Raw genomic sequence first — 24,773 nt, 5'->3', positions numbered from 1 at the left:
CGATGAAAGTGATTAATCGAGGATTTGAGAGACTGTCGTAAGACTGACTAATTCAGCAAAACCGTCTTCATCGTTCAACGCAATATGGCCAACAGCAGAAGTTGAAAAAGCAGGTACGCCTGCCGAAGGTGCTAATTCACCAACGATATAGCCCACCAAAGGAAGATGTGAAACCAGTAAGACAGATTGCACTCCAGCAGCTTGTAGAGCGAGTATTTCATCAACGGACTTTCTAGCGCTACCTGCAGGGGTTAAACACGGTAAAACTTGAATGTTACTAATGCCTTCGAAAAAAGGACTGACTGATTGCCAAGTTTGTTGTGCTCTGACATAGGGGCTAACTAATACCGCATCGAATTTAACATCTTGTTTCACAAGGTGCTTAGCCATCAGTTCTGATTGTTCGCGCCCTTCATCCGTTAGGTTACGCTCTGAATCTGAATTAGCCATCATTTCTGCTTGGCCATGGCGCATTATATATATTTGCATAAATTCATTTCTCCGAAATAAATAAGCATGGCGAATCTTATGAGCCGATACTTATGAAAGTAGTTAGCACCGGTATTTACCGTGCAACTGATGTTATTGATCATCAATAAATACATGCCTACTAACGCTCGATATAGGTTAATACGTTATTGTTATGCAATATGATCAATGCCTTTAATATATTGCTGTTCCTTAGCAATAGCCGATTAAGACGGCTTAAAAGCATACTTCAATATAGCCTAAAGAAAAGCGTAAAACTTTTATTTCAGTAAAGGTTTTTAACTAATACTATAATTTCACTTTTATTTTACAAATAGTTGCAACCCCCTTAACATGAATTTAAAACATTTTGAAGATTGAAGTTGCGGATGATTGGCAGTATATTTTCCGCACCATCAATTTAAATGCAGATACCCGCAATGGCAAAACAACAGTTAAATCAATTACGTGACTATTTAAATAAAATGATTTTGGGTCAAAGTGAGCTGGTTGACAGCTTATTGATCGCACTACTAGCAGATGGACATATCTTAGTTGAAAGCCCACCAGGTTTAGCAAAAACCCGAGCAATCAACGCATTATCAGACGGAATTGAAGGCGATTTTCACAGGATCCAATTTACCCCAGACCTCCTCCCTTCGGATGTCACAGGGACCGATATTTTTCGCCAAGAAACAGGTCAATTTATTTTCGAGAAAGGGCCTATTTTCCATAACTTAATCTTGGCCGATGAAATAAACCGAGCACCAGCAAAAGTACAATCGGCCTTGTTAGAAGCGATGGCTGAACGACAAGTGACGGTAGGTAAAACCACTTATCCTCTCCCACCGCTGTTCTTGGTCATGGCCACACAAAACCCATTGGAGCAAGAAGGGACTTACCCATTACCAGAAGCACAATTAGACCGTTTCATTATGCATCTTCAGTTAGATTATCCAGATGCTGATACAGAACGCCTGATCCTGCAGTTAAATCAAAAAGAGATCCTCAAAGAGAAAATTGCGGCGGTTACACCGTTACTCAATGAGCAGATCTTCGCGATGCGTGAAGAGGTAATGAAAGTCAGTATTGCTCCGCATTTAGAGCAATATTTGATTGATTTAATCATGGCAACACGTCAACCAGCGCGTTTTGGTGAAAAGCTCGGAGAGTGGATCAGCTATGGAGCCAGCCCCCGCGCTACCTTAGCTTTAATGCGCACCGCAAAAGCACGCGCTTGGTTAAATGACCGAGACTACGTCATGCCTGAAGATATTATTAGTAACTTATACCCTGTTTTACGCCATCGACTTATTTTAAGTTATGAAGCAGAAGCACAAGGGTTGAGTGCTAATCAGGTTATTCAAGAAATTATTAATCAAGTGGCGATCGCAGGCTAATGAGTACACATATTCCCGCTATTTTTGCTAATACGCCTTATACTACTGGCGTTGATGTTCAATTAAACGAACTGCTTAGTTATAAACAGCACGGAAAGCTATCTTTAAGTAGCAAGCAATTACCGGCAACACGTCAGTTGTCTGGTAATTACTTAGCCAACATTAAAGGCCGCGGCATGGAGTTTGCCGAAGTTCGACATTATCAACCCGGTGACGATGTCCGATCCATTGATTGGGCGGTCACCGCCAGAACGGGAAGAGCGCATACTAAGCTATTCCAAGAAGAGAAAGAGCGGCCAGTCTTTTTATTGGTAGACCTTTCCGACAGCATGATATTTGGTAGTCAATTTGCCTTTAAGTCGGTACAGGCATGCCATTTAGCATCGCTATTAAGTTGGCAAGCCAAACAACGTAATGACCGCTTGGGGGAATTGTTTTTAATCAGCAAAACGTCGCAGAATTAAAACCAACATCCCGTAATAAAGGCTTGATGGCGTTTCTGCATCAAAGCCAGATATTATGTCAAAAAACAGCCTTTAAAATACCGCAGCAACAATCGCTCTTCTTACAATTAAAACGTCTTTCTCATTTAGTACAAACCGGTAGCCAAGTACATTTAATCAGCGATTTTTCACAGTTAGATGAAGCCTGTTATAAACTCATTAATCTGTTAAGACGGCATAACCAATTGACTATTTGGCAAATTAGCGATCCATTAGAATCACACTTACCAAAGAAAATGTTACAGGCTAATTTAAAAATTAACTCGTTAAAAGGAAGTGGATTTTTGCGCAATAAGCGACAACAAAAGTCTTATAACACTGCGGCAACAGAACGCCAGCAACAGATGCAAAGTCACTTTTTAAAATACGGTATTGCACATTATCATATTAGTGCTGCTAGCCCATTATTGGAGCAATTCAATGCCAACATCCAATAACCCCTTTGAACAAATAATATTACCAACACAAGCTCCATCAGCATGGCCACCAGCGCCGATTTATTGGGTCATTTTAGGCGCTATGCTTATGTTACTGGCACTGCTTGTTTGGCTGTTTAAGCAACACCAAAAAAAACAGAAAAAAACCAAGCAAGCCCTAGTAGCACTCAAACAGTTGAGGCAACAAGCAACCCCTCGCTTTGCGGAGTTGAATCAATTACTGAAAGGCTTAGCACTGCAGTATTACCCAAGGCATCAAGTTGCTTCATTAACAGGAGAAGCTTGGTTTAACTTTATCCAAGCTCACCACACTGGTAGCACCCCGCTATTTGGTGAGCAAACGCAATTTTGTCAGCGTTTATATCAACAGCCTTCGATGTGCGATGAACAGGATTTCAAATCAGTCTCACATTGGATAAAAGGATTTCCCGCACAGGTGAAAAGGCTGAAAAAATCAACTTCCGTTGATCAATCATTAACAGGCCAACATCATGTTTGAATTTAGTTACTGGTGGGTATTCCTTTTATTACCTTTACCATTATTAGCAAGACGTTTATTACCCCCTAAAAAACAAGCTTATACACAATTATGGATCCCATTAGCTGAAGGCTTAACAGAGCAAAAAGATAAAAAGGCTAACCCTTTAATGGGGTATTTTGTCCCTTGGTTGCTATGGGCATTGTTATTAGCTGCTATTGCAAAACCTGTCTGGTTTGGGGAGCCTATTCGTATTCAGCAACAAAGCCGAGATATGATCCTCTCTTTGGATTTATCGGGCAGTATGCAAGAAGAGGATATGCCATTAAATGGACGTACTGTAGATCGGCTTACCTTAGTAAAATCGATTGTAAAAGACTTTGTTAAACAGCGAAGTGGCGACCGTTTAGGCCTTATTTTATTTGCTGACCACGCCTACTTACAAACCCCCTTAACCTTTGATGTTGATACGGTGTCGACCATGGTTGATGAAACAGAGATCGGCTTAGTGGGGAAACAAACGGCCATTGGAGAGTCCATTGGTATGGCCATTAAACGCTTTGTTGAAAATCAAAATGAACAGCGTGTGTTGATTCTATTAACCGATGGTGCAAACACGGCTGGTAGTATCAAGCCCATTGCAGCAGCGAAACAAGCCGCTAAAAACAATATTAAAATCTACACGATTGGTATTGGTGCAGACTCCATGATCAAACCTGGTTTCTTTGGTAATCAACGTGTTAACCCATCTGCAGACCTTGATGAAGAGACGCTAAAGCAAGTAGCTTCATTAACCGATGGGCAATATTTCCGCGCACGTAGCCAAGAGGATTTACAAAAAATCTACGACACCATCAATCAGTTACAACCTGTTGATGGGGAGTATTTGGAGTTCCGTCCTGAAAAGAACCTATTTTACTGGCCTTTATCAATCGCCGTATTGATTCTTTTAGTCGTGATATTGTCATTAAAAATAAGAGGTGAAGATGAACTTTAACGACACCCTAGACAGTAGCTTCGGCGCGTTAGAATTCCTACGCCCCTACTGGTTAATTGGCCTGGTTATTATTTTTGCATTAAGTTTATGGCGCTATAAACAGGGTAAAAACCAATCCAGTGATGTGATTGCAAATCATTTAAGTGAACACTTAGTGACACAACCTGAAAGTAAAAAAAGCAATCGAGTGGCATTAAGTATCCTAGCGATTATTGCTTGTATTGCTTTATCGGGTCCGAGTATCCGCTCTGTAAAACTACCGGTATATGAGATACAACAAGCGCAAGTGATTGCCTTTGATCTCTCTTATTCAATGTACGCAACAGATGTTAAACCTAACCGTTTAAATCAAGCTAAATACAAAGCCATTGATCTTTTAAAGCAATGGAGTGAAGGTGATAAAGGTTTGATTGCTTACGCTGGTGATGCATTTACCATTACACCTTTAACCAAAGACAGCAACGCGATTATTAACCATATCCCTAACCTGTCACCTGATTTAATGCCAGCTCGTGGGTCTCGCCCTGATTTAGCCTTAGCAAAAGCGATCACCTTGCTAAAAAATGCGGGTTATCAACAGGGACATATTGTGTTTATCAGTGATGGAGTTGATCAAGAGAGTGCCGATAAGATGCAGCAGATGCTCGAAGGGACTGACTTTATGGTATCTGTTCTCGCGGTTGGCACGCCTGAAGGAGCCCCCATTAAACTCAGTGATGGTAGCTTATTAAAAGACAACAGTGAAAAAATCATTATCCCTAAATTAGCAACAGAAACGCTGTACCCTGTGGTACAAAGTACTCGTGGACTTTATACAAGATTCGATCATACAGGTAACGATGTATTACGTTTAGCGGCACATTACAACAGTGAACAACTGAATAAACAGCAAGATGAACAAGCAAATAACAGTAATAGCGAACAATTAATTGATGATGGTTATTGGTTAAGCTTCCTATTAATTCCGCTATTCTTATTGTTGTTTAGAAAAGGTGTTTTCTATATTGCGCTATTGAGCGTTACCTTAAGCTTGCCTTTTGCAAATACTAAAGTACAAGCTTCAGTGTGGGAAAATAGCCAACAAAATGCTTATCAAGCTTTTCAAAATGGCGATTATAAAGCAGCTGGCGAGCAGTTCGAAGATCCGAGTTGGAAAGCGTCAGCCCTGTTTAAAGATAAACAATACCAACAAGCTGAAGCGCTTTATGAAAGTCAGAAAGAGCAATCACCTAAGGATACCAACAATCTTTATAATTTAGGGAATGCACAGGCGATGCAACAAAAATACCAACAAGCACTGGCGAGCTATAATGCTGCTTTAGCGATAAAGCCTGATTTTGCAGAAGCCCTGGCCAATAAAAAAGCCGTGGAAGAACTATTAAAACAACAAGAACAACAACAGAAGCAGCAAGACCAACAATCTTCTGATGACCAGCAACAAAGCCAACAGCAGAGTCAGCAAGACCAACAATCTTCTGATGACCAGCAACAAAACCAACAGCAGAGTCAGCAAGATCAGCAATCTTCTGATGACCAGCAACAAAACCAACAACAGAAGCAGCAAGACCAACAATCTTCTGACCAGCAACAAAATCAACAGCAAAGTCAGCAAGATCAACCATCTTCTGACCAGCAACAAAACCAACAGCAGAGTCAGCAAGATCAGCAATCTTCTGAACAGCAAAGTCAGCAGCAGAGCCAGCAAGATCAGCAATCTTCTGAACAGCAAAGTCAGCAGCAGAGCCAGCAAGATCAGCAATCTTCTGAACAGCAAAGCCAGCAACAGAATGCAGCTGAACAACAAGAGCAACAACAGCGAGAATCAGAACAGCAACAGGCACAACAAGCTGCTGACGATAGTCAGGATGAACAAGATAATACGGAGCAACAAGCCGCAGCGGCTAGCGCAACTCAAGACCCTGATGTCAATCAAGAGTATGAAGACTTGCCTTTGTGGTTAAAAAACGTCCCCGATGACCCAGCTTTGTTACTAAGAAATAAAATGCAGCTTGAATACCGCAAGCGCGCTGCTAACAAACCTGTGCTAAATAACAACAATAATAACGGAGAGATCTGGTAATGCCGTTTATACAAAAACTAATCAATGTCAGCCTATTACTCATCGCTTTTTGCATGCCAGCTATGGCAGCGACACAAGCAACGGCCTCTATTAGTAGCAATACTATTTATTTGGGTGATACCTTCTATTTAACCGTCCAAGTTGATGATAAGGGCTCTGAATATCAGTTAGACACCAGTCAATTAAGTGAGGACTTTAATGTCGGCTCACCTTCCCGAAGCCAACAAACGTCCTACATTAATGGTGACTTTACTCAACAGACGACCTGGACGGTCAGTTTACAAGCTAAATCAGTGGGTCAATTTACTATTCCTGCACTTCAATTAGATGACCTAAAGACCCAAGCCATTAATATTGAGGTCAAGCAACACTGGTAAACAGCAACAATCAACGGCTAGCGATACTATCTTTATTGAAAACAGCCTTAATAAAGATAGCGTGTATATAGACCAACCCGTGATTGTAGACACTAAAATATTTGTTTCTGAAAATGTGGCGAATGGTGATATTCAGCCACCAACATTAGATGACGCCAGTATTGAACAAGTACAACTTGACCAACAACAGAATCAAGTGATTCGTAATGGTTTACGCTACCGTGTATTCCATTACCAATATACAGTCACTCCTTCGGTCGCAGGTGATGTGTCGATAACGTCTCCTTTATTAACGGGTTCAGTACGTCAAGTAACCCGTGTTAATGGTTGGCAAGACAGAGTAAAAAATACGCCTATTAATATCCGAGGCAATAATCTACCGTTAACCGTTAAAGCAATGCCAGCTGATTTTCAAGGTGATTGGTTAATTAGCGAAGACGTGAGATTAATTGAAAATAATGATCTGCAAGCTGACACACATTTTGTCGGAGAGCCAATTACACGTAGTATCAGCTTACAAGTTGCTTCAGTGGCATTGGATAAAATGCCGGAAATTAACCTTAATTACGATAAAGCATTACGTGTTTACCCTGATCAAGATGATTTAAAACAAGGGACTATTGATGGCACTATTTATAGCCAGCGCACGGTTACCCATGCCATTATTGCTAATAAAGCAGGACAGCTTGTTTTACCTGAAATCAAAGTCGCTTGGTGGAACAGTAAAACAGAAAAGCAGGAGTTCACTACACTTCCCGCGCAAACTTTAACGATTAAGCCGGCACCACAGGGCGTAAACCAAACAAGTAGCAATAACACCACACAGCCAACTCAAAGTGTAACAGCGTTACCAGCTGAGGCAGCGGCCCCTACTTTAAACAATCAAAGCAATCAACAACAAGAAACCCAGTTATTGTATTGGCAGATAAGCACCTTGGTTTTATTACTCCTATTAATCGCATTTAGCTTTTACCATGTAAGGTGCACTCGAAATCTAAAACTTGCTCCTACTACCACACCTAAAAAAAGCAAACAGAGCTCGCCTTATAAAGCCCTAGTAGCGGCTTTAAAAGACGCTAAACCAAACCAAGTTTATTTAGCGCTTTACAGTATGGGCAAGTACAGCAACCTACTATGAGCAAATTACAACAGCTTTGTGAGGTCAATGGCTTAGAAAGTGATGTCAAACAGGCATTATTAATTAATTTACAGCAACTTGAGCAAGCATGTGCCGGCAAAACGCACCAATGGGATGCGCAACAGCTATTAAAATTAATAAAAATGCACCATCAAGTTACAACCACTAGTGATCCAAATCAAATAACCAATATCAATCCGTAATTTTCCACCTATTTATGAGCAAATTATGGCCTTAAAAATTTGCTCATAAATGGTGCATAAAACCCAAATCCAGTCATAAAACAAACAGAAATATGACTTAAATCAAAAAAATGATGGGTTAGGCGCTTAGGGGCTAGTAAAAGCCTGCCTCTATCTTATGATTAATCTCGTTAAATATATTGGTGGCATGCAACTTGCTCTTATGTATTTATATGAATATTGTTCTAAATATGAAATGGCATGGAACTTGCCATAATTATTTTTATATGAGTATCGTTCTAAACCACGTTATCTATATTCATAGTGATTTATCAATAATTTTAAGCCATAAGGAAAATACGATGAAAGTAACAAAACTAGCTTTATTACTTGGTCTAACAGCGGCAGTCCCTACTTTATCTCACGCAGGTACATTAGAAGACGTTATCAAAGAAGATGTACTAAAATGTGGAGTTTCTACAGGTATCCCAGGTTTCTCAGCTGCTGACTCTAACGGTGAATGGAAAGGTCTAGATGTAGATTTCTGTAAATCAGTAGCAAGTGCAGTGTTAGGCGATGCGAGTAAAGTGAAATACTTCCCATTAACGGCTAAAGAGCGTTTTACTGCATTACAAAGTGGTGAAGTTGATGTACTAGCCCGTGCAACCACTTGGACTGCTACACGTGATGCTTCTCTAGGTTTAAACTTTGCTGGTGTTAACTACTACGACGGTCAAGGTTTCTTAGTAAGTAAAAGCTTAGGTGTATCGTCTGCTAAAGAGCTTGATGGTGCAACATTCTGTATTCAAGCGGGTACAACAACAGAGCTTAACTTAACAGATTACTTCAAAGCTAATGGCATGGAATATAAAGCCGTTACTTATGATACATCAGGTCAAACAATCGATGGTTTCAAAAAAGGCCGTTGTGACGCAGTAACATCTGACCGTTCTCAATTAGCTGGTTTACGTATTAAACTTGACGATCCAACATCAGCAATTTTATTACCAGAAACTATCTCTAAGGAACCACTAGGCCCTGTAGTTCGTCAAGGTGATGATGCTTGGTTTAACGTTATTCGTTGGACTATGTTTGCAACAATCGAAGCGGAAGAGCTAGGTGTATCATCAACTAATGTAGATGAAATGCTAAAATCATCAGCTAACCCAGGTGTTAAACGTCTATTAGGTTCTTCAGGTAAAACTGGTGAAGATCTCAGGTCTTAAAAATGATTGGGCTTACCAAATTGTTAAACAAGTTGGTAACTACGCTGAATCATACGACTTAAACGTAGGTAAAGATTCACCAATCAAAATTGACCGTAGTTTAAACAAACTATGGAATGATGGCGGTATCATGTACCCAATGCCAATCCGTTAATTTTAACCAGTCTCTAGGGGAAGTTTTACTTCCCCTTTTTCCTAGCTGATTAAAAGGCACATTATGACAGACAAACAGCTCCCAGTAGACGGTAAAGGATTGTTAAACAACCCTCAGCACCGCGCAATTTTCTTCCAAGTTTTCGCTTTAGCACTCGTTGTATTTTTTGCATTCTATTTTGCAAATAACATGTTTGATAATATTGAAAGCCGTGGTATCACCACTGGTTTCTCATTTTTAGATAACACAGCAGGCTTCGGCATTAGCCAAACGCTTATCCCTTACGACGATGGCACATCTACCTTTATGGATGTATTTATTGTTGGTTTATTAAATACCATTCTTGTATCTGTATTAGGGATCATCTTCGCTTCAATTATTGGCTTATTATTAGGTGTCGCTCGTTTATCAAGTAACTTTTTGGTTTCAAAACTTGCACTTGTATATATTGAGACATTTCGTAACATCCCAATTTTGTTACAAATTTTATTCTGGTACAACGTTGTACTTGCAGCATTACCAGGGCCACGCCAAAGCTTTGCTTACTTAGACAGCATATTCTTGAACAACCGTGGTTTATTATTACCAGAACCTATTTTCCAAAGTGGTAGTGGCGCAGTGTTGATTGCGTTTGTTTTAGCTATCGCCGCGGTTATTTACCTGACTCGTTGGGCTAGTAAGCGTCACGATGATACAGGTGAAGAGTTCCCTATCATTAAAGTATCGATAGCGATCTTAGTTTTAGCACCAACGCTCGTTTACTTTATTGCAGGCCAACCAATTACTGCTATTTACCCTGAATTAAAAGGCTTTAACTTTAAAGGTGGCTTAACCATCATTCCGGAGTTACTTGCCCTACTATTTGCATTAAGTATTTATACGGCGACTTACATTGCAGAGGCAGTTCGTGCGGGTATTGAAGCCGTGCCTAAAGGACAAAAAGAAGCCGCTAAATCTTTGGGTCTTAAAGACTATGTGATTTTAACTAAAGTAGTATTACCACAAGCACTTCGTGTCATCATCCCTCCTGTTATTAATCAGTTTTTAAACTTAACTAAAAACTCATCATTAGCAACGGCGATCGGTTACCCTGAATTAGTCACACTCTTCTCAGGTACAACCTTAAACCAAGTAGGGCAAGCGATTGAGATTATTCTCATGACCATGGCAGTTTACCTCACCATCAGTATTCTTATCTCACTGTTGCTGAACTGGGTTAATGCGAAAATGGCGATAAAAGGACGTTAAGATGGCAACTTATACAATGAAAGAAGCCAAACCGGCTCCAACGGCCAATAAAGGCGTTGTTTTTTGGTTAAGAGAGAATCTTTTTCCAGATGTAAAAAATACACTATTAACCCTTGCAGGTTTATACCTTCTGTACGCAATTATCCCACCATTATTGGATTGGATGATTTTTGATGCGACTTGGACTGGCTCAAAAGATGAGGTAGTCAACAGTGGTGCTCGCTGGATATTTATTGTCGAGAAATTCGACCAATTTATGTATGGATTTTACCCTGAAGCATTGCATTGGCGCCCTAACCTAGTCGGTATTTTAAGCCTTGTACTGATTTTTGGTTTCAAATATATCGGCAGCGTTAAACTTAAAATTGCGACTATCATTCTTTTCCCAATTATCTGTTTTGTATTAATCAGTGGTGGATGGTTTGGTTTAGAAGTGGTTGAAACTGAAAAATGGGGTGGCTTAATGCTGACCATTTTAGTTGCGGCAGTAGGCATCGTTGCTTCCTTCCCGATTGGTGTGGTATTGGCATTAGGTCGTCAATCTAACATGCCGATTTTAAGAACGCTGTGTATTGGATTCATTGAGTTTGTTCGTGGTGTGCCACTGATTACGATTCTATTCATGGCATCGGTGCTATTACCGTTATTCTTCCATGACGGGATTGAGTTTAATAAGCTATTACGTGCACTGATCGGTATTACGCTATTCCAAGCCGCTTATATTGCAGAGGTAATACGTGGTGGTTTACAGGCGATACCAAAAGGTCAATATGAAGCGAGTGAAGCATTAGGCTTAACTTACTGGCAAGGTATGATTTTAATCATCCTTCCACAGGCTTTAAAAATATCCATCCCGAACTTAGTGGGTTCATTTATCTCACTGTTCAAAGATACAACGCTTGTTTTAATTATCGGTTTATTCGACATTTTAGCAATGGTGACACTGACCAACAGTGATACCAATTGGCTAGGCTACGAAGTAGAAGGTTACGTATTTGTAACGCTTATTTACTGGGTATGCTGTTTTTCAATGTCACAATACTCAAAATCGATTGAACGCAAATTTAACACCGAGCATTAAAAAGGAAACGTCATGTCTGACCAAGAAGTTATGATTACAATGAAGGACGTCAATAAGTGGTATGGTGATTTCCATGTACTAAAAGATGTAAACTTAAACATTAAAAAAGGCGAAAAAGTGGTTATCTGTGGCCCATCGGGTTCAGGTAAATCAACAACAATACGCTGTTTAAATCACCTTGAAAAGTTCCAAGAAGGCAGCATTAACATCAATGGTACTGAGTTAATTGAAGATGTGAAAGTAGTCCGTCATATTCGCTCTCAAGTGGGTATGGTGTTCCAACACTTTAACCTTTTCCCACACTTGTCTGTATTAGAAAACCTGTTGATAGCACCAACTTGGGTACATAAAAAGCCACGTAAGGAAGCCATTGAAACGGCGATGTATTACTTGGAGCGAGTTAAAATTGCCGAGCAAGCACATAAGTACCCTAACCAACTTTCAGGTGGTCAACAACAACGTGTAGCGATTGCACGTTGTTTATGTATTAACCCTGAAATTATGTTATTTGACGAACCAACGTCTGCACTGGATCCAGAAATGGTATCGGAAGTATTAGATGTAATGGTTGAGCTAGCTGACGAAGGTATTACTATGATATGTGTAACACATGAAATGGGCTTTGCGAAAAAAGTAGCCGATCGAGTGGTATTCATGGATGCAGGGCAAGTTATTGAAGAAAACGAACCAAATGAATTCTTTGATAACCCACAATCAGATCGTCTGAAACTATTCCTAGAGCAGATTTTATCTCACTAGAGAAATGAATCAGTATTTACCAATAACAAAGGGCTAATGATTAGCCCTTTTTTTGTACCTGAAAATCAATAATTTATTTGTTGAATGACCTTCTCATGGAAAGTCTGATCAGAATAAAACTGAGTCACCAAATAACGCGGCTCAATACCTGCACGTTGAATTAATGGTACCGCCCTTTCAGTAGCCACAATATAGGCATTAACGTCTTGGTAACGAGCTAGTAGTGGTATAATCACCTGCTGATAGGTCTGTTTCGCTAATAAACTGGCATAACCTTTATTACGATGCTCGGGCAATGTGACAAAATGTAATACACCGAGGTCTTGATAGACTTCACCTTCAAAGCACTTCACCTTGTCATCACAAGCTTCATAATTCTCTAATAGGCTATAGGCGACTAACTGCTCATTGACATATAGCTTTATCACTTCGGCTTGCGTACCATGGCGTAATTCGCCATGCTCTACTAACCAGCTAAAAAGATACCACATTTTCATATTAATTTGCCCAAGTGCTAACAGCTCCTGAGCACAGTGTTTTGCATTGCACAATTCAAATCGTTGCATGAGCTACTTAGTCTTTATTATTTAGCATCAAGTCTTTTACCCTACTTTTCTCGTTGTTGAATTGCTTTGACTGCTGAGTAAGTAGAAACACAATAAGGGACACAGTAAGTTAATATGATTTGAAATAGACGTTGGCTATCAAAATCCATTTGCATTATGGCACTACTGTGATTAATAACCGCCAGCAGAGTGCCAACCAATAACGATACTTTTAAAGCAGGAATAATAATCTTGCGACTGCAAGCCAGTTCAAAAAGCCAGGCGATGTTTTCATATAAGTCATGTCCCTAAAGGTGTGGTTAACTATTTTAATAGCTTCAGTAGCTATCCTTTGTTATCAACAAATAAAATTAGTTGAGCTAATGATTAATGACCGGAGGTATTAGAAAAAACATTCAAAATAATCACACCAATAATAATGAAAATTATGCCGATAATAGCCGCAAGGTCTGGCACCTGTTTATAAACAAGTGCTCCAAAAGCCGCCACCAAAACGATTCCCATACCAGCCCAAATGGCATAAGCAATACCAATCGGCACAGTTTTTAACACAAGCGATAAAAAATAAAAGGTAATCACATAAGCAATGACACAAACGCTACTATAAACCCAGTGACTAAAACCATCTGACGCTTTTAAGGCTAACGTGCCTATCACCTCAGATATTATCGCAATAGCTAAATACCAATAACCCATTTGTACTCCAATATTGTGTCATGCCGATCACCATAAATAGTCCAATTTACGTAGCAAAATTGGTTTATCTCAACGCATAAATTGCGCCTTTTGAAGATTAATTTCGATAGTCGTCTACCGGGCATTGACGAAAGAGGTTAATTCTTAAATGTTTGTTCTTGCTACAAAACTTACAGCCAAACAACAATCCTTAATTTGTTTAGTGTATTCGCAACATATAAACAATTGAAAATTAATAAAAAACAGCCAAAAAATGCTGCCTTAGTATAATGGCTATAATGACAATTAGCATCACTAACTTCTAATAAATGCTTCTATTTTAGGCTTAATGGTTAATGACATAACGACGATAATTGCCAAGCCGACTGGTAACGCCCCTAAATACCCCGCTAACCAACCTTGGTAAAAATCCCCTAAGTCCGCTAGACCAATATTATTTATCGCAGTACTAAATGACATTACCGCCTCCATGGTAAAGGCCATAATGGTACCAGTGACTAAATTACGCTTTAATTCACTTAAATGTGGATATTTTCGGTTAATTAATTTCGTTATTAATGCCATAACGAATAACCCTACCGGAATAACCAATAAAGAAGCCAAAAAAGAACTAAACCAATCCATAGCAAAATGCTCTGTATAACCTAAGTTCATATAAGTCATGATCGCGGTTAAGGTACCGGCAAAAAATCCCAACAAGCAGAGTATAACAAACACTTTATAGCTCAATGGTGTTTTAGGTGCGGTTAATTTCGCCTGTTCATTTTGATTTTGTAGTTCTAATGGCATATTTTGCTTATTATTAACTAAAAGTGGTTGATAAATGCAACCATATTGAATTTGGTTGACAAAAGCAACTTATTTCTATTTTTAACCATATAAATATGAACCTAAAAAACAATCCAAACGTATTGAAATGGGTAAAATAACAGAAAGGAATAAATGATGTTTTCTCTATTTAAAAAAGATCCATTAAAACAACTTAATAAACAACTTTCCGCTAAATTAGAAGAAGCGATGCATGCACAGAGAAATGGCGATATTAAACGTTACTCGCAGTTAAGTTTTGAAGCACAAGAGATAGATAGACAAATCATAGAGATTGAACAAAACGTAAGAGTCCGATGAAGATTAAAAATAAATAGTGCCTGCTTTTTAAGAGGTTAAATAATTAATTTAACCCTCTTTTTTGTTTTGCCTCTTCAATACTGCCCTCGTTGGTTACAAACTCATACCCAGCTCGTTCTAATGCAGACATTGCGATATCAGATCGACCTCCTGTTTTATCATAAAGGTGAATTTCTGTGCTTTTATCTGGGTATAATTTTGTCACTTCTCTGACAATATTCGAATGTGAGATACGTAGATCACCAGGAATGTTGTTGCGCAAACTTTCAGATAGCGTGCGAACATCAATCCAAACAGGATCCGCAAAAGCAAGCGAGCTCGCCATAGAAAAACAAGCTAATAGTACTCCGCAACACACCTGTATTTTTTTCATAACTCTCCTGATCCTGTTTGCGCTAACACTATGCTCACTCAAAAAATCGACATGCCTAACGATTAAGTCAGTAGCTCTGATATTGGGTATACCGCTGAATTAACACGAGTAATATAGTGATATTCGGCAATAGGTGAAATACCAATAATAGCACGTCGTAACATATCTAAAGCAATGGCTGCGCTAATATCTCGAATATAAGCACGACTGCGTTGTGATGAAAGACGAATAGTTTGACAATAAACTTGGTGATTAGCTTTAACGGCAATCACCAAAGTACCAATTGGGTTTTGCTCAGTGCCACCACTTGGCCCTGCAATACCTGTTGTTGCCAGTGCAAAATCGGTTGTCCTGATTTTAGTATTTGCGCTGGCCACACCAGCCGCCATCTGTGCAGCACATAATAAGGACACTTCAGTGTTTTGCTCAATACAGTGCTCAGAGACTTTCAACAGCGACATCTTGGCTTCATTACAATAACTCACTACACCTTGTTTTAGGTAGTTAGAACTGCCTGAAAAGGCCACTAACTGATTACAAATATCACCGCCAGTTAAGGATTCAGCTACTGCTAAGGTACTTTCTTTAGTAAGTAATAATTGGTGAACCTCTGCAGCAAGTGTATCTTGATCTCGAGCAACAACAGCATCACCTAATTCAGCCATAGCTTGTTCAATAGCCATAGTTTGCTGTGCTTGTGGTACATCACGGGCGATTAATTTTAATTCTAAGTAAGGCATATATGCCCTGTAACCAAGGGTGATACCAACAGGCCATGACAGCTTCTCTAACCGCTCAGCCATTGTTGATTCCCCCATTCCGATACTCAATATCTTGGTGACTTCTACTTTACTTTGTAGCCCAGCTTCAGCTTTTACAAAAGGGAGAAATTGCTCTAACACCATCTTTTTATATTCATGCGGCACACCTGGTGTAAAAAATAACCACGCTCGATTGAGCTTTACTCGGAAACCACAGGCACTGCCCACTGGATTATCAACGAGTACTGCCCCTTCCGGTAACCAAGCTTGTTTCAAGTTACTAGCGGTTAAGGTAATGCCTCGTTCAGCCCCCCAAATACGCAGTTGATCTAGCCATTGTTGATTTTCAACCAAAGGCACCCCCATCGCATCCGCCATGGCTTGTGCTGAAAGATCATCAGCTGTTGGCCCCAGGCCACCATTCACTAAAATGATATCTGCGTACTGACTACGCTCTTCAAAGACTTCAATTAAATCCTTTAATCGGTCACCCACTGTCGTACGACGATGCATTTCAAAACCATGGTTCATCAGTTGATTACCCAACCATGCTGCATTGGTATCAACGATTTGACCAGCTAAGACTTCTTCGCCTGTACATATCATCTCTAGTTTCATGAATGCCTCTTCATATATGATTAATGACTATAGTTAATTAAGAGTACTACAGATACATTATATTAATCACATACTTAATAAGATTTTTCTTAAAAATAATTTGTCACAATTGTCTGTTAATATTATTGAAATAATGGCTTTATTAAGTATTAAAATGCCATAACATATTAACAATATAAGTAAGTTAATATTGTTCACGTTTTTATTAACTAAAAATGTAGATAATTGATCATCTTAACTCTGCCTTAACTCCTTTTATGGGATAGTTATAATCCATCGTTCTATTTTATTTTACACCGAGGTTGACCTATGACTTTTGCTAACGCAATTAAATACCCTTTACTGTTAAGCCTTTCCTTAAGCCTATTGGGCTGTGGAGATGAAACACCACCAAATCAACAAGCTGCAGCAAAAATACATGTCGATACATTAACCGTAGATTATGTAAATTTACGGTTAAGTAGTGAATTACCCGGTCGAGTGACAGCCTTTAAAGAAGCAGAAGTAAGACCACAAATAACAGGTATTGTGAAAAGTCGCTTGTATGAAGAAGGCAGTTCTGTACAGGAAGGTGATACTCTTTTCTTAATTGACCCTACCACTTATCAATCAACGGTGAACAGTGCTAAAGCTGAATTAAAAAAAGCGCAAAGTACAGAAGCTAATGCCAAAAAAGAGATGGAGCGTTACGCAGAACTATTAAAAGAAAAACTCAGCAGCCAACAACTTTTTGATCAAGCTGAAGCAACTTACTTAGAAGCAAAAGCTGAAACAGCAATCAGCCAAGCTGCATTAGATTATGCCAACATAGAGTTATCTTATACTAAAATTAAAGCCCCTATCTCAGGTCAAGCAGGCTTCTCTAATGTATCTGAAGGCTCTTTATTAACCTCAGGCCAAACTGATTACCTGACAACCATCATTCAAACGGATAATGTATATGTAGATATGCAACAGTCTGCTGTGAACTTATATAAAATAAAACGACAATTTAGAGATGCCCTCGCAACAAAACCTGTCGTGCCTGTTACATTGACATTAGAAGATGGCACCACTTACCAACAACCAGGTACTTTGGGCTTTGTTGACACACAGGTAGAGGGCTCAACAGGTACAGTGACATTAAGAGCGGTATTTCCTAACTCAGACGGGGAATTATTAGCGGGTATGTATGTTCGAGCACATATCGCTTACCCAGAAGCACGAGATTACCTCGTTGTACCACAAAATGCTGTGGTAAGAAGTCAATCAGGCGCACCTTCTGTTTATGTTGTGAATGAAGACAATGTGGTGGAGAAAAAAAGCATCACATTAAGCAATGAAGTGGGCAGCAGTTGGGTTGTTGAAAAAGGCTTAGAAGTTGGTGATCGTATTATTACCAACAACCTAACTAAAATAAAAAGTGATTTGTCTGTCGTCGTTGATAGTAACATCACCAGCGCCGAGCTTGCTGCAAACACCACTACCCCATCAACAACAGATACAGCGGAATAGGAACTAGTATGTCTCACTTTTTCATTCATAGACCCATTTTTGCGTGGGCGATGACCATCGTAGTATTAATTGCGGGTATCGCTTCGATTTTAAATTTACCAATAGCACAATATCCAACTATTGCGCCACCCTCAGTTGAAATCAGTGCAACTTATACCGGTGCATCGGCAAAAACCATTGAAGACAGTGTAACTCAGGTTATTGAGCAGAGCATGACGGGAATAGATAACTTACTGTACATGTCATCCACCAGTGACTCTTCAGGTAGTGCTTCAATTACCTTAACTTTTAGTGCTGAAACCGATCCAGATATTGCACAAGTACAAGTGCAAAATAGCTTACAACAAGCAAGTAGCCGTTTGCCTACAGCCGTTCAAAATGCCGGTACAACCGTAACAAAAAGTACCTCAGGGTTTATGTCGGTTACCGCACTTTATTCCCCTGATGGTTCAATGAATGCAGGCGATATCCAAGATTATGCTAATTCAAGTATCAAAGATATTATTAGTCGTGTAAATGGTGTCGGTAGTGTGACTATTTTTGGTCCTTCTTATGCGATGCGTATTTGGTTAGATCCCGCTAAATTATATAGCTATAACTTAACTCCTGTTGATGTTTCGGACGCAGTATCAGTACAAAATAGTCAAGTCACGGTTGGACAAATTGGTGGTACCCCTTCCACTGATTCACAAATGATTAATGCGACGATTACCGCACAAAGTTTATTAACATCAGTTGATGAATTTAAAGAGATTTTACTAAAAGTAAATGAAGATGGCTCCAAAGTACGCTTAAAAGATGTGGCAAGAGTAGAGTTAGGTAGTAAAAGCTCTAGTGTTGTCCCGATGTTCAATGGCTATGCAACATCAGGTATTGCAATCACCCTTGCATCAGGTGCAAATTCGCTTGATACACAAAATGCTGTAGATGAAAAAATAGCGGAATTATCTAAATCATTTCCTGAGGGGTTAGCATTTAAGAAAGCCGTAGATAATAACAAATTTATTCGCTTATCAATTGAAGAGGTAGTTAAAACCTTAGGTGAAGCAATCATTTTGGTTTTCTTTGTTATCCTGCTTTTCTTACAAAATTTCCGTGCAACGCTCATTCCTACTATTGCCGTACCCGTAGTATTACTAGGTACCATTACTGTTATGTCTCTATTAGGCTTTTCCATTAATACCCTTACCATGTTTGGTATGGTATTAGCGATCGGCCTATTAGTCGATGATGCGATCGTCGTGGTCGAGAATGTTGAGCGTATTATGCATGAAGAAAAGCTCTCTCCTCTAGAAGCGACTAAAAAGTCAATGGGACAGATCACCAGTGCCTTAGTTGGCATTACTATGGTATTAACCGTGGTATTTATCCCAATGGCCTTTATGTCAGGCTCAACAGGGGTTATCTATAAACAGTTTTCAATTACTATTGTTACCGCAATGGTGTTATCGGTGATCGTTGCCTTAACCTTAACGCCGGTACTTTGTTCAACCCTATTGAAACCAGTAGATAAAACTAAATCATCAAAAGTGTTTACCTACTTTAATATAGGTTTTGATCGTTTGTTAAAAGGTTATCACGGCTCAATTGGGCGTGTATTAGCTCGCCCTGCCCGCTTTGTGATTATTTACGTGGTGTTATTTGCCGGTGCTGGTTACTTGTTTAACAATATCCCAAGTTCATTTTTACCCAGTGAAGACCAAGGTGACTTTAATGTGATGGTACAACTGCCAACAGGGGCAACCATCAAGCAAACTGAAGCCGTCATGAACGATGTGAGAACTTATTTCGAAGACAATGAAAGTGACACTGTTAGCACCATATTTACAGTATCAGGCTTTAACTTTGCTGGGTCGGGTCAAAATGCAGGTATGGCATTTGTCGGTTTAAAAGATTGGTCTGAAAGAACCACAGATGAAACTAATGTTAATGCCATTATTCAACGCAGTATGGCTTACTTTTCGAGTTATAAAAAAGCCTCAATTGTTGCCTTCAATTCTCCAGCTATTCGTGAGTTAGGGACATCAACAGGTTTCGATTTCTATCTAGAAGATATTGGTAATGTTGGCCATAGCAAGTTAGTTGAGATACGTAATCAACTATTGGCTAAAATGGCTGAAAGCCCTGTACTGCAAAGAAGCCGAGCAAATGGCTTAGAAGATAATGCACAGTTCTATCTCGATATCGATTATGAAAAAGCCAAAGTATACGGTCTGAGTATCAGTGATATTAATGATACTTTATCGATTGCTTGGGGTTCATCTTATGTGAATGACTTTATCGACAAAGGTCGCTCTAAGACAGTGTACATTCAAGCCGATGCACCGTACCGTATGAGCCCAGAAGATTTAGATCATTGGTATGTACGTAATAACCAAGATGAAATGGTTCCCTTCTCTGCCTTTACCTCTTCGCATTGGGGAGTGGGTTCCCCGCAATTGGCGCGCTATAATGGTAACTCAGCATTAGAAGTGTTAGGTGAAGCGGCAACAGGTTACAGTACAGGTGATGCAATAGCGGAAGTTAATAAATTAGCTGCTGAAGTATCAAGTGATGTGCAAGTAAGCTGGACAGGAACTTCATACCAAGAGATAGAAGCGGGTAACCAAGCACCTATTTTATATGCGATTTCAATATTGATGGTTTTCCTTTGTTTAGCTGCTTTATATGAAAGCTGGAGTATTCCATTAGCGATTATTTTAGTTGTACCGTTAGGGGTATTAGGTGCATTAACAGCTATCTTATTACGTGGCTTTGAGAATGATGTTTACTTCCAGGTTGGTTTATTAACCACTATCGGTTTAACCGCGAAGAACGCTATTTTGATTGTGGAGTTTGCTAAAGAACAATTCGACAGAGGTGTTGACCTAGTTTCTGCCACAGTACATGCCTGTGAAATGCGTTTACGTCCCATTATCATGACTTCGCTAGCCTTTGTATTAGGGGTCTTGCCGTTAGTTGTGAGTACTGGAGCTGGTGCTAATGCACGAAATGCACTAGGTACATCAGTAATGGGGGGATGATTGCGGCAACTTGTCTCGTTATGTATTTTGCACCACTGTTCTTTGTGATGATCGTAAAACTATTTAAAACCGAACCTAAACCGGAAGTAATAGATTAAACAGCAGTATTAAAAAGAGCGGCAAAGCCGCTCTTTTTGTTTCTGACATATAAAATAATATTATTATGACGCATCCATAAAAGGATAATCTGTATAACCCTCTGCACCAGGTGTATAAAAGGTACTTTGCTCAGGCGTGTTCAACTCTACTCCTTGTTGAATGCGTTCTACAAAGTCAGGGTTGGCTAAAATACTGGTACCAAAAGCAACACTGTCAGCTTGGTTATTACTGATAACCTCAGCCGCTTCTGCTGCTCCGTATCCCATATTCACCATTAGATGCCCTTGATAAGCTTCTCTTGCTACCGGAATAACATCAGCTTTCTGCAAACCAAAAAAGTCGGCACGCATCACATGTAAGTAAGCTAACTGATACTGATTCAACATAGTGGCAAGGTAAGTTAACCAAGCAATAGGATCGCTATCTTTCATGCTATTAAAGCTATTTAAAGGTGATAAACGCAAACCTACTCGCCCACTTCCCATTACTTCAGTTACAGCCTCTATCACCTCTCGTAAGAAGCGAGAACGATTCTCAAAAGAACCACCATATTGGTCTGTTCGTTTATTGGCACTATCTCGCAGGAACTGATCAATTAAGTACCCGTTCGCACCATGAATCTCTACTCCATCAAACCCTGCTTCTTTTGCATTAAGCGCAGCTTGACGAAAATCTGCAACAATTTCTTTGATTTCTTCAACACTTAATTCACGTGGTACTGTATAAGGCTTTTTACCTTCTGGTGTATGTGTTACATCTTCAATAGCAATCGCACTTGGCGCAACGGCTTCTTTACCACCATTAAGTAATGGATGAGCCGCACGCCCGGCATGCCATATTTGCATAAAAATACGACCACCGGCTTGATGTACTGCTTCTGTAGTTAACTTCCAGCCTTCGATTTGTTGTTGTGAGTAGATACCAGGATCATCACCAAATGAAGAAGTATTTTCACTGACCATAGTACATTCAGTGATCAGCAAACCAGTACTTGCACGTTGAGCGTAGTATTCCGCCATCAATGCATTTGGTTGGTGATTAGGAGCACGCGTACGCGTTAATGGCGCCATTACAATACGATTCGCTAGTTCAACATCACCCACAGAGACAGCTTGAAATAATTTATTTTCAGCTAAAGTCATCAATAACTCCTAATTTCAACAATAAGCAGCGTCGATTAACGCTACAATAATAACTTTGGAGTTGCATATTAATACCATAAAACATTAACAACAATAGACCTAAATACAATTAACTATTGTCTAAATAACAACAATTAACTCTCTATTATACGTTTTATAATCAAGGCACCTCAAAATAAGTAACCACTTACTATACCGGCTTACTAAGTTTAATATGTACAGCTTGAAGTAACTGCTCACCAATTAACTCCGCTGTATGACCATTTTTTTGTTGATCAAACACCTCATTATTATCTAACTTATCCTGTGCTATAAACAGGTCGCCGGAAGAGAAATCTCGATACTCACCATTACGTAAGGTCATTCTTAAGGTTCCTGAGCGAATAATGATTAGTGTTGGATCGCCCGCAACATGCCAAGTACTAAAATAGCCAGGTTCACTGATTCGATAGCGAAAATTCAACGCCCCCTGTCGTTCGCTGATCATTAAGCCGTTATAATCTTCAACAGAATATTCAACCTCTTTAAAAACAGAAAGACCTGTTACATCGGATGTAATGACCGGTATTGTGATTGTATTCAAAATAGAAACGCCCTTTATAAAAAAGATAACAGACGTTTATTATTAACATGGGTTGTACTGGAATGATAGAAAGATAAGCCAGCGTTGAAACCTTTTAGTAAATTGGAAAAGGATCAATGAAACATTCAAAGCTTAATAATTCACCTACAAATTACAAGGTTGTTTACCTTGATGTCCATGATAAAATATCGCTCCTCACCTGTGGCTTCCCCTTGCTTAAGGCCTCACAACAACAGAGTTATAATATTTTATGAGTAGTACTGGTTTAAATAGCATTGAAAAAAGAGCAGCCTTTTCATTAGCCGCTGTTTTTGGTCTTCGTATGTTGGGTCTATTTATGATCCTACCCATTTTTGCCATTTATGGCGAACAACTCATTGGCTATAGCCCTGTTTGGATCGGTATCGCTATTGGTGCCTACGGCTTAACCCAAGCGATGCTACAAATTCCAATGGGCATTTTATCTGATAAATATGGACGTAAACCGATTATCCTGATTGGTTTACTTATCTTCTTACTCGGTAGTATTGTAGCTGCCATGTCAGATACTATTTATGGCGTAGTATTTGGACGATCATTACAAGGAATGGGCGCAATTGCCAGTGCGATTCTAGCCCTTGCTGCTGACCTAAGTCGAGAAGAACAACGACCTAAAGTGATGGCGACTATCGGTATGTTTATCGGTTTATCTTTCACTATTGCGATGGTGGTAGGCCCTATTACCGCTGAAGCCTTTGGTTTAAGTGGGTTATTTTGGTTTATTGCAGTATTAACTATTTTAGCCATGTTTTTGATTCAATTCTTTGTACCTAACTCCATTAATAAAGCGCCTCGTGGCGATAGTGTTGCCTTACCAACACAACTCAAAAAATTAATCCGTCACCCACAATTATCACGACTTAATTTTGGGGTATTTACATTACATATGGCTATGACAGCGTGTTTTATTACTTTACCTAAACAGTTTGTAGAAAGTGGTTTAATGCTAGAAGATCATTGGCAATTATACCTACCCACGTTAATCGGCTCATTTTTCCTGATGATTCCATTTATGATATTTGCCATCAAAAAACAAAAAGAGAAGCAAATGTTATCAGCATCGGTTTTATTACTCACTCTATCTTTGTTTTTACTGTGGTACCTGCCTACCGGTTTTACTAGTTTAGTAGTAATGGTAGTATTGTTCTTTACTGCCTTTAACTATTTAGAAGCAACCATGCCCTCTCTTTTGTCTCGTATTTCACCGGCTGGGGTAAAAGGCAGCGTGATGGGTATCTATTCAAGCAGTCAGTTCCTAGGGGCTTTTACAGGTGGAGTATTAGGGGGATTAATTGCTGGTGAATTCGGTGAACAAGCTATTTTTCTTGCAATGTCGATCATTAGCGCCGCTTGGTTTTTGGTGTCTTTAAGCATGCGAGCACTAAGAAAATCTAAAAACTTTAGTTTTGCTATTAATGTCAAAAATGAAAAGAAAGCTGGCGAAGTCGCAGAGCAGCTAATCAATATGCCAGGTGTAATAGAAGCAACGATTGTCTTTACCGAGGCCATCGCTTACCTGAAAATTGATGAGAAGATTGTCAATATTGCCGATATTAAAGCTCTATTAAACCAACCTAAATAACTCTTTATATTACCAGTGGTACTGGTGCATAGGTTGCACCTCTGCCACACCTTCCCTGTTAATAATCCTTACTCCAATTCCTCTGCACTAAGCTTATATCAAGTAATGCACCTATATCTTTTATAAAGTGCCAAGTAAAAA

Annotated in this window: 24 protein-coding genes and 2 pseudogenes; 17 read left to right on the top strand and 9 right to left on the bottom strand. The window is 39.4% G+C overall.

Annotation, left to right across the window (positions count from 1 at the left end; genetic code table 11):
- Positions 1 to 12: 12 nt before the first annotated feature.
- Positions 13 to 489: a phosphohistidine phosphatase SixA gene (gene sixA, locus ACLKL2_RS18605; RefSeq protein WP_113819081.1), complete on the bottom strand. Its 477-nt coding sequence runs from the start codon at positions 487 to 489 to the stop codon at positions 13 to 15.
- Positions 490 to 908: 419 nt separating this feature from the next.
- On the opposite strand from sixA, the gene ACLKL2_RS18600 reads away from it, so the two are divergent.
- The 13 genes and pseudogenes from ACLKL2_RS18600 (at position 909) to ACLKL2_RS18540 (ending at position 12,528) form a co-directional block, all read left to right on the top strand.
- Positions 909 to 1,868 carry an AAA family ATPase gene (locus ACLKL2_RS18600; RefSeq protein WP_413692760.1) on the top strand — a complete coding sequence of 320 codons (960 nt, stop codon included), beginning with the start codon at positions 909 to 911 and terminating at the stop codon, positions 1,866 to 1,868.
- Positions 1,868 to 2,332, top strand: coding sequence for a DUF58 domain-containing protein (locus tag ACLKL2_RS18595; RefSeq protein WP_413692759.1), 465 nt, complete (start codon positions 1,868 to 1,870; stop codon positions 2,330 to 2,332). Before ACLKL2_RS18600 ends, ACLKL2_RS18595 begins: the two co-directional genes overlap by 1 nt.
- Positions 2,333 to 2,358: 26 nt before the next feature.
- Positions 2,359 to 2,808 carry a hypothetical protein gene (locus ACLKL2_RS18590; protein ID WP_413692758.1) on the top strand — a complete coding sequence of 150 codons (450 nt, stop codon included), beginning with the start codon at positions 2,359 to 2,361 and terminating at the stop codon, positions 2,806 to 2,808.
- Complete coding sequence (locus tag ACLKL2_RS18585; RefSeq protein ID WP_413692757.1) at positions 2,792 to 3,307, top strand: DUF4381 domain-containing protein; 516 nt, start codon at positions 2,792 to 2,794, stop codon at positions 3,305 to 3,307. Before ACLKL2_RS18590 ends, ACLKL2_RS18585 begins: the two co-directional genes overlap by 17 nt.
- On the top strand, positions 3,300 to 4,283 hold the full coding sequence (locus tag ACLKL2_RS18580; RefSeq protein ID WP_413692756.1) for a VWA domain-containing protein: 984 nt from the start codon (positions 3,300 to 3,302) through the stop codon (positions 4,281 to 4,283). The genes ACLKL2_RS18585 and ACLKL2_RS18580 overlap by 8 nt, the downstream gene beginning before the upstream one ends.
- Positions 4,273 to 6,363 carry a vWA domain-containing protein gene (locus tag ACLKL2_RS18575; protein ID WP_413692755.1) on the top strand — a complete coding sequence of 697 codons (2,091 nt, stop codon included), beginning with the start codon at positions 4,273 to 4,275 and terminating at the stop codon, positions 6,361 to 6,363. Before ACLKL2_RS18580 ends, ACLKL2_RS18575 begins: the two co-directional genes overlap by 11 nt.
- The gene (locus ACLKL2_RS18570; RefSeq protein ID WP_413692754.1) at positions 6,363 to 6,740 is read left to right on the top strand and encodes a BatD family protein; all 378 of its coding nucleotides are present in this window, start codon (positions 6,363 to 6,365) and stop codon (positions 6,738 to 6,740) included. Before ACLKL2_RS18575 ends, ACLKL2_RS18570 begins: the two co-directional genes overlap by 1 nt.
- Positions 6,718 to 7,878: a hypothetical protein gene (locus ACLKL2_RS18565; RefSeq protein WP_413692753.1), complete on the top strand. Its 1,161-nt coding sequence runs from the start codon at positions 6,718 to 6,720 to the stop codon at positions 7,876 to 7,878. Before ACLKL2_RS18570 ends, ACLKL2_RS18565 begins: the two co-directional genes overlap by 23 nt.
- Positions 7,875 to 8,081 (top strand): hypothetical protein, encoded by a 207-nt coding sequence (locus ACLKL2_RS18560; protein WP_413692752.1) that lies wholly within the window; start codon positions 7,875 to 7,877, stop codon positions 8,079 to 8,081. Before ACLKL2_RS18565 ends, ACLKL2_RS18560 begins: the two co-directional genes overlap by 4 nt.
- Before the next feature lie 341 nt (positions 8,082 to 8,422).
- Positions 8,423 to 9,440, top strand: a pseudogene (locus ACLKL2_RS18555) (amino acid ABC transporter substrate-binding protein).
- A gap of 63 nt (positions 9,441 to 9,503) precedes the next feature.
- Positions 9,504 to 10,688, top strand: coding sequence for an amino acid ABC transporter permease (locus ACLKL2_RS18550; protein WP_413692751.1), 1,185 nt, complete (start codon positions 9,504 to 9,506; stop codon positions 10,686 to 10,688).
- Between the two features lies 1 nt (position 10,689).
- Positions 10,690 to 11,769: an amino acid ABC transporter permease gene (locus tag ACLKL2_RS18545; protein ID WP_413692750.1), complete on the top strand. Its 1,080-nt coding sequence runs from the start codon at positions 10,690 to 10,692 to the stop codon at positions 11,767 to 11,769.
- A 12-nt stretch (positions 11,770 to 11,781) separates the two neighbouring features.
- Complete coding sequence (locus tag ACLKL2_RS18540; RefSeq protein ID WP_113819072.1) at positions 11,782 to 12,528, top strand: amino acid ABC transporter ATP-binding protein; 747 nt, start codon at positions 11,782 to 11,784, stop codon at positions 12,526 to 12,528.
- A gap of 65 nt (positions 12,529 to 12,593) precedes the next feature.
- On the opposite strand, the gene ACLKL2_RS18535 is transcribed toward ACLKL2_RS18540, so the two are convergent.
- The 4 genes from ACLKL2_RS18535 to ACLKL2_RS18520 all read right to left on the bottom strand — a co-directional run bounded on the left by ACLKL2_RS18535 (position 12,594) and on the right by ACLKL2_RS18520 (position 14,579).
- Positions 12,594 to 13,025 carry a GNAT family N-acetyltransferase gene (locus ACLKL2_RS18535; RefSeq protein ID WP_413692749.1) on the bottom strand — a complete coding sequence of 144 codons (432 nt, stop codon included), beginning with the start codon at positions 13,023 to 13,025 and terminating at the stop codon, positions 12,594 to 12,596.
- A 110-nt stretch (positions 13,026 to 13,135) separates the two neighbouring features.
- A complete protein-coding gene (gene nrtS / locus ACLKL2_RS18530) occupies positions 13,136 to 13,318 on the bottom strand; it encodes a nitrate/nitrite transporter NrtS (protein WP_413694365.1) in 183 nt (60 codons plus the stop codon).
- A 142-nt stretch (positions 13,319 to 13,460) separates the two neighbouring features.
- Positions 13,461 to 13,790: a DMT family transporter gene (locus ACLKL2_RS18525; protein ID WP_113819069.1), complete on the bottom strand. Its 330-nt coding sequence runs from the start codon at positions 13,788 to 13,790 to the stop codon at positions 13,461 to 13,463.
- A gap of 294 nt (positions 13,791 to 14,084) precedes the next feature.
- Positions 14,085 to 14,579: a DUF2798 domain-containing protein gene (locus ACLKL2_RS18520; RefSeq protein WP_413692748.1), complete on the bottom strand. Its 495-nt coding sequence runs from the start codon at positions 14,577 to 14,579 to the stop codon at positions 14,085 to 14,087.
- A gap of 156 nt (positions 14,580 to 14,735) precedes the next feature.
- Here ACLKL2_RS18520 and ACLKL2_RS18515 point away from each other — a divergent pair, with 156 nt between their 5' ends.
- Positions 14,736 to 14,918 carry a DUF6435 family protein gene (locus ACLKL2_RS18515; RefSeq protein ID WP_413694364.1) on the top strand — a complete coding sequence of 61 codons (183 nt, stop codon included), beginning with the start codon at positions 14,736 to 14,738 and terminating at the stop codon, positions 14,916 to 14,918.
- Positions 14,919 to 14,961: 43 nt separating this feature from the next.
- Here ACLKL2_RS18515 and ACLKL2_RS18510 read toward each other — a convergent pair whose 3' ends face one another.
- Together ACLKL2_RS18510 and ACLKL2_RS18505 are read right to left on the bottom strand one after the other, a co-directional pair.
- Positions 14,962 to 15,291 (bottom strand): rhodanese-like domain-containing protein, encoded by a 330-nt coding sequence (locus ACLKL2_RS18510; RefSeq protein ID WP_258546877.1) that lies wholly within the window; start codon positions 15,289 to 15,291, stop codon positions 14,962 to 14,964.
- A gap of 62 nt (positions 15,292 to 15,353) precedes the next feature.
- Positions 15,354 to 16,670 carry a CinA family nicotinamide mononucleotide deamidase-related protein gene (locus ACLKL2_RS18505; RefSeq protein WP_413692747.1) on the bottom strand — a complete coding sequence of 439 codons (1,317 nt, stop codon included), beginning with the start codon at positions 16,668 to 16,670 and terminating at the stop codon, positions 15,354 to 15,356.
- A 309-nt stretch (positions 16,671 to 16,979) separates the two neighbouring features.
- Here ACLKL2_RS18505 and ACLKL2_RS18500 point away from each other — a divergent pair, with 309 nt between their 5' ends.
- Both ACLKL2_RS18500 and ACLKL2_RS18495 read left to right on the top strand, forming a co-directional pair.
- Positions 16,980 to 18,164 carry an efflux RND transporter periplasmic adaptor subunit gene (locus ACLKL2_RS18500; protein WP_413692746.1) on the top strand — a complete coding sequence of 395 codons (1,185 nt, stop codon included), beginning with the start codon at positions 16,980 to 16,982 and terminating at the stop codon, positions 18,162 to 18,164.
- 8 nt (positions 18,165 to 18,172) lie between these two features.
- Positions 18,173 to 21,285 (top strand): annotated as a pseudogene (locus ACLKL2_RS18495) (efflux RND transporter permease subunit).
- A gap of 63 nt (positions 21,286 to 21,348) precedes the next feature.
- On the opposite strand, the gene ACLKL2_RS18490 reads toward ACLKL2_RS18495, so the two are convergent.
- Positions 21,349 to 22,428: an alkene reductase gene (locus ACLKL2_RS18490; RefSeq protein ID WP_113817847.1), complete on the bottom strand. Its 1,080-nt coding sequence runs from the start codon at positions 22,426 to 22,428 to the stop codon at positions 21,349 to 21,351.
- A gap of 190 nt (positions 22,429 to 22,618) precedes the next feature.
- Positions 22,619 to 23,011: a hypothetical protein gene (locus ACLKL2_RS18485; protein ID WP_413692745.1), complete on the bottom strand. Its 393-nt coding sequence runs from the start codon at positions 23,009 to 23,011 to the stop codon at positions 22,619 to 22,621.
- A gap of 250 nt (positions 23,012 to 23,261) precedes the next feature.
- On the opposite strand from ACLKL2_RS18485, the gene ACLKL2_RS18480 reads away from it, so the two are divergent.
- Positions 23,262 to 24,632 carry an MFS transporter gene (locus ACLKL2_RS18480; protein ID WP_413692743.1) on the top strand — a complete coding sequence of 457 codons (1,371 nt, stop codon included), beginning with the start codon at positions 23,262 to 23,264 and terminating at the stop codon, positions 24,630 to 24,632.
- The last annotated feature ends 141 nt before the right edge of the window (positions 24,633 to 24,773 follow it).

This window comes from Psychromonas sp. KJ10-2 (genome assembly GCF_047323255.1).
GTDB lineage: Bacteria > Pseudomonadota > Gammaproteobacteria > Enterobacterales > Psychromonadaceae > Psychromonas.
Note: the sequence above shows the minus strand (reverse complement) of the source record. Positions and strands in the feature narration are given on the sequence as shown.